This window comes from Brunnivagina elsteri CCALA 953 (assembly GCF_002289455.1).
Classification (GTDB): domain Bacteria; phylum Cyanobacteriota; class Cyanobacteriia; order Cyanobacteriales; family Nostocaceae; genus Brunnivagina; species Brunnivagina elsteri.
Genome location: NZ_NTFS01000451.1, coordinates 1 through 4,964 on the forward strand (window position 1 = coordinate 1; position 4,964 = coordinate 4,964).

Consider the following 4,964-nt stretch of genomic DNA (forward strand, 5'->3'; position numbering starts at 1 on the left):
ACTAGGCTGTTGACTTTGTGGGTTTTTAGGCGATTTTGCGGAAAATTATCCGTGTTATTTTTTGTTCGTGGGAAAACTCCTGTTCCAGCCGTTTTCCCACAAAAGTAATAAACACATTTTCTGCGTGAAGTCTTAAGTCTTATGGGCTAAAGAGTACAAAGTTAACAGCCTAGACTTATACTACCTTACGGTAAATGTGCAAGCGGATAAAAGTAAGTAGCAAGCTACGTGATGACAATATATATTTAATTTTGCATAACCACTTATCTTCAAAATTCTGTAAAAATTATGATTGTGGCAGTAGGATCATTTAAAGGTGGAGTTGGGAAATCTACAACTGCACTGCATTTGGCTACATATTTGCAAGCGAAAGCTGATACTTTATTAGTAGACGGTGATTTAAACCGTAGTGCATTGGATTGGTCGAATAGGGGTAGTTTACCTTTCAAGGTGGCTGATGAGGAGGATGCTGTTAGTTTAGCAAAGCTGTATGAGCATATTGTCATTGACACACCAGCTCGTCCAAAGACTAATGAACTCAAAAAGTTGGCGAGAGGTTGTGATTTCTTAGTTATTCCTACCACACCAGATGCGATCGCATTGGCAGCGACTTTGAAAATGGTTGGGGAGTTGCAGGGGATAAGGGTTAATTATCGTATTCTATTAACTGTTGTACCACCCTATCCGAATAAGTCTGGGGAGGAGGCTAGGGAAGCTTTGGAGGGTGCTGGATTGCCTGTATTTAAGACGGCTATAAGGCGCTTGACGGTGTTTCAGGACGCAGCTTTGGAAGGTGTCCCAGTAAATGGGGTTAAGGATGCCTACGCGCAAATTGCGTGGCGTGGTTATGTTGAGGTGGGTAAGGAGATATTGTCTTAGGAATAGTTAGAATAATTTAGTTTTTTGATGGCTCTTGTTTACGTTGTTTTTAAGTTGAATTGTTATTTGAAGTGAGGAGAAAATAAATACTATGAGTACGAAGAAGAAAACTAGTCGTTTTGATGATTTGATTGATGCTGCACGTAGTCGTCAACAGCGTGATGACTTGCCATCTGTGGATAGTGGAAAACTGGATGTTAAAAGTAAAAGTACTGACCCAAATTATATCCGAACTACTGTTTATTTGCCTAAGCAGTTACATAAGAGAATGAAAGCTGCTGCTTTATCTCAAGATAAGCAAATGAGTGATGTTATTGCGGAATTAGTTGAGCAGTGGTTGTTGAATCAACAAAGTTAATTATTGGTTAATAGTTAATAGTTAATGATTGTATAGTGCTTCCCTGATGACTGAGATGCAAGAACCCCAACTCTAATAAGGAACGTGGATTTATTAACTTACAATTTTCGCTCATCGGCTAACCTGCGTACTTAAAAAAGTTTTGAACCAAATTTTGCACTTTATTTAATCCACGTTTCTAAGGGTAGGTTTTTTTAAGCTTGGAATTAACTGAGAAAATTCTCAATAGCTTTGGGCATCAATAATATTTTGAATTTTTATTTGCCACTTTCCAATCATTGCTACTAACCATTAACTATTAACCATTAACTAAAGTGCAACTTCCTCACCTTTTTCAGTAAAGCGAACATCTTTAATATTCCATTGACTATTACTTGTTAAAGTTTTGCGAAGACTGCCAAATAAGGCAAATTGTTCGCAACTTGAAAGTGAAGTTAGTATGCGTTTGGAATTTGGGGATAAGCGTAAATCAACGGTAGCAATACCATTTTTAACGTTAACGCGGTATCCAGAAAGGCTAAAATCACCGTTATCCCTTCCTTCGAGTATTTTACCTACTGCTCCAGCTACGGGTTCTTGTGAGGAAACTTGAGTTTTTTGAGGGACTAATTCCTGACATTCCGCATCGCTAGTATACACCGTTACATCCGTTGTTTTACCAGCAGGTGTTTCCGTAGTAGAAGGAATTTTACTGTATGCGATCGCAGTTTGGATTTTAGTTGGTTTCGCTTCTGCTTGGTTTATCTTGTCTCGTAATTTACCTACGCTTGGGGATGGGGAAGAAGTAGTTTTAATTTCTGGTGCTTCGCTGGTTATGGTTGGAGAAGATGTAATGTTTGGTGTGACTTCAACTGTGGGAGTATTAGATGCAAATGCAGCAATACTTGGTGTTGCTGTCGGTGTCGGGCTACTGTTATTATTTGCGCTAGGATTGGATGCACAACTGCTCATTCCAACTGCAATAACTGCAACAAGCAAGGGAAGTATGTTCTTTTTCTCTGCATTCATGGATTTTTTAATTCTCCTGCTACCGTGGGAGTTAACATTTTATTTCAGTGTGGGGAGCGATATTTCCGTATAGTTTTGTGGTTTTGAAGAAAATTACCTCAAATTGCTTTCACCAAGTGACTCCTATGGGAGTATCGTTTCTCTTTACAGATAGTATCTTATTGGGTGGTAATAATTTATGTCTGTTTCCCCTATATCATTCAATTAATTAATACTTAGTTTTTTCTATGTATAACGCTGATATTAGTACATATGACTCTCGAAAAGCTGAATGGGAGGGTATATCAATTGAAAAATGGGAACCTGCTAAGTGGAAGCAGTGGAAAGCGAAAAACCCTGCTGCTGATAATTTTGCTAAGATTGAGCGTGAATATCTACGAATTAAATATGCTATTCAGGTTGCTAATTCGGCGTTAAGTTTGGAAAGAGTCAAGGTTAAGGTTAAGCTAACTAGTGCGAAATCTATCGGTTTACAGGGGACTTTTCCTTGTAAAGTTGGTGATGTGGGTAAGAATGGTAGCACTAATAAACAATATACGATTTCTTTAGGTTTTGCTGGGAATGATTTAGGTGTGAAAGCTGCTGTTGCTAAAGCTCGTGAACTTGATTTGTTATTAATTACTAATCAATTTCAATGGACTTCTGAATTACTGGGAAAGCAATCTCAAAATTACCAAAATAAATTTTTGAGTGAAGATAATAAACCTGATAAGTTAATTGGTGAATTAATTCAGAAGTATGAGCAGGAGTTTTGGAAAACACATGTAAGAAATCGTCAAGGTTTACGAACTTGGGATACTCATTATCTGCGTCATTTGAAGAAGTTACCGCAGGATATGCCGTTAAGTTTGGATGTTTTGGAAGATGCTTTGGAAAAGACAAAGCCAAATACTTCATCGCGATTCTTTTTATCTTGGCAATTGAAGAAGTTTTGCGATTTTTGTGATTTTGATGGTGTAAAAATTGTTAATTCCTATGCTACTCCAAAACCAAATCCAGCGATTAGAACTATCCCTCTAGATGAGGAAATTATTGAGGGGTTTAATTTGATTGGATGTCCTCTTTCTCCTTTTGCTAGTAAAGATAATATTACTTTTCCTGAACAGTGGCAATGGGCTTATGGTATGTTGGCGACATATGGATTAAGACCTCATGAATTATTTGCTGTTGATTTAGATGCTTTTACTGGTTCAGAAAATACTTTTCATTTACTAAGATTAAATCCCAGTTTGACGGAAGGAACTAAAACGGGGGAAAGAATTTGTGGTGTTCCTCCTATACATCCTCATTGGGTGGAATTATTTGATTTAAAGAATGTTAAACCTCCTGTGACTGGGGGAACTCTTAGTAATCAAGCTGCAAAGGTACATATTCGTTTTCGTAATGTAAATTTAGATTTTCGTCCCTACGATTTACGTCATGCTTTTGCGATACGAGGACATCGTTTGCAGGTTCCGATTAAGACTATGGCTGATTATATGGGACATTCGGTACAGGAACATACGAAAACGTATCAACGCTGGATGAGTGAGGATGCGAATTTGGAGATTTATAAGGAAGTGGTAATTAATCGGATGGGGGGAAGTCGGGGAGCTATGAAGGAGAAAATTCGCGAGTTGGAGGCTGATATTTTGGCTTTGAAGGGTGAGAATGATGTTTTGAAAGGAATTTTACATCAGCATGGGTTAGGGGAGTTTTTAGAATAAAGCTACATTTAGATGTTCAGACTTTTACAATTCTGCTAGATGTTTAAATGTAAGTAGCAATTGCGATCGCAGTAAATCTGAAAATAATCATCTTTGTTGCTTTTACGTTTAGATGTCTAGACGCAGAAATACTTGTAATGTGTATTAATTATTTTCCGTATTTGTTATTTGTATTACCTTTAAATTGTAGTAATTACATATTTGAATTTAAGGTGATTCTGCAAATGTGCCTCTATACAAAGATTTTAAGAGGATGGGAGATTGGAATAATGTTAACAAAATACTGTACATAAACATTAATTTTTGTAGTACTGCCGTACTTTATCTGATAGATATTGAATAGAGCGAGGTTGTTTCGTGTGAGATGTGATCGCATATTTTTAGTAATGTTTTAATCTAATCGCGAAAAATTTAACTTGTCATGCTGACGAAGGAAGCATCTTTTTTGTGGGTTTTTGTCTGGGGTTAGAAGTCGGGTTACTTGGTTTGTCGTGCTGAGTTGGGAATATTTTGTGGGGTAAAGAACCCGACTTCGTTGGGTTTTCGCGTTATTGCCAAAAAGATGCGATCGCGTTTTTATAATTTTAGATGTTTGTATATTTGGTGGAGATATTAAATGTTTAGGTGTTTTGTGGATAAGGCGCGATCGCATATTTTTGGTAATGTTTGTAATCTAAACGCAAAAAATTTAACTTGTCATGCTTCCTTCGTCAGCATCTTTTTTGGGGTTTTTGCGTGGGGTAAGGAACCCGACTTCGTGGTGCGATCGCATTTCTTCAAGTAAGTATAATTCTGAAATATTAAAACAAATGTTACTTTCATTTTGAAAATATTTCTAAAACGAAAATTAAGCTATTTTATATAAACCTTTGCTCTAATCCTTTATCTAAAGAGAACTGTAATTAATCATTTTTTAATTTCATGTTCATTACGGCTAAATATAAAAATCTAATTTATTTCGCCAAAGTTATAATAATTACCTCTTTAGCTTATATAATTTATCAGTCCATACA

6 protein-coding genes are annotated in these 4,964 nt (G+C 36.6%); 3 read left to right on the forward strand and 3 right to left on the reverse strand.

All coding sequences use genetic code 11. The features are described from left to right. The first annotated feature begins 288 nt into the window (after positions 1–288). Both CK510_RS26175 and CK510_RS26180 read left to right on the forward strand, forming a co-directional pair. Positions 289–879, forward strand: coding sequence for a nucleotide-binding protein (locus CK510_RS26175; RefSeq protein WP_095724455.1), 591 nt, complete (start codon positions 289–291; stop codon positions 877–879). A gap of 91 nt (positions 880–970) precedes the next feature. Continuing rightward, a complete protein-coding gene (locus CK510_RS26180; protein WP_095724456.1) occupies positions 971–1,237 on the forward strand; it encodes a plasmid partition protein ParG in 267 nt (88 codons plus the stop codon). A gap of 309 nt (positions 1,238–1,546) precedes the next feature. Here CK510_RS26180 and CK510_RS26185 read toward each other — a convergent pair whose 3' ends face one another. Next, positions 1,547–2,245 (reverse strand): GerMN domain-containing protein, encoded by a 699-nt coding sequence (locus CK510_RS26185; protein ID WP_095724457.1) that lies wholly within the window; start codon positions 2,243–2,245, stop codon positions 1,547–1,549. 227 nt (positions 2,246–2,472) lie between these two features. Between CK510_RS26185 and CK510_RS26190 the strand changes: the two genes are divergently transcribed. After that, complete coding sequence (locus CK510_RS26190) at positions 2,473–3,951, forward strand: site-specific integrase (RefSeq protein WP_095724458.1); 1,479 nt, start codon at positions 2,473–2,475, stop codon at positions 3,949–3,951. Between the two features lie 391 nt (positions 3,952–4,342). Here the strand turns inward: CK510_RS26190 and CK510_RS31250 are convergent, their stop codons facing one another. After that, positions 4,343–4,603, reverse strand: a complete 261-nt coding sequence (locus CK510_RS31250; protein ID WP_143289448.1) for a hypothetical protein — start codon at positions 4,601–4,603, stop codon at positions 4,343–4,345. A gap of 44 nt (positions 4,604–4,647) precedes the next feature. Then, entirely contained in the window at positions 4,648–4,773 is a 126-nt protein-coding gene (locus CK510_RS34120) for a hypothetical protein (RefSeq protein ID WP_281257089.1), read from the reverse strand. Positions 4,774–4,964 lie beyond the last annotated feature (191 nt).

Coding starts and splice junctions, on each gene's coding strand:
- CK510_RS34120 (WP_281257089.1), bottom strand. CDS start 4,773: ATGAAAGTAACATTTGTTTTAATATTTCAGAATTATACTTACTTGAAG.
- CK510_RS26180 (WP_095724456.1), top strand. CDS start 971: ATGAGTACGAAGAAGAAAACTAGTCGTTTTGATGATTTGATTGATGCT.
- CK510_RS26185 (WP_095724457.1), bottom strand. CDS start 2,245: ATGAATGCAGAGAAAAAGAACATACTTCCCTTGCTTGTTGCAGTTATT.
- CK510_RS26190 (WP_095724458.1), top strand. CDS start 2,473: ATGTATAACGCTGATATTAGTACATATGACTCTCGAAAAGCTGAATGG.
- CK510_RS31250 (WP_143289448.1), bottom strand. CDS start 4,603: ATGCGATCGCGCCTTATCCACAAAACACCTAAACATTTAATATCTCCA.
- CK510_RS26175 (WP_095724455.1), top strand. CDS start 289: ATGATTGTGGCAGTAGGATCATTTAAAGGTGGAGTTGGGAAATCTACA.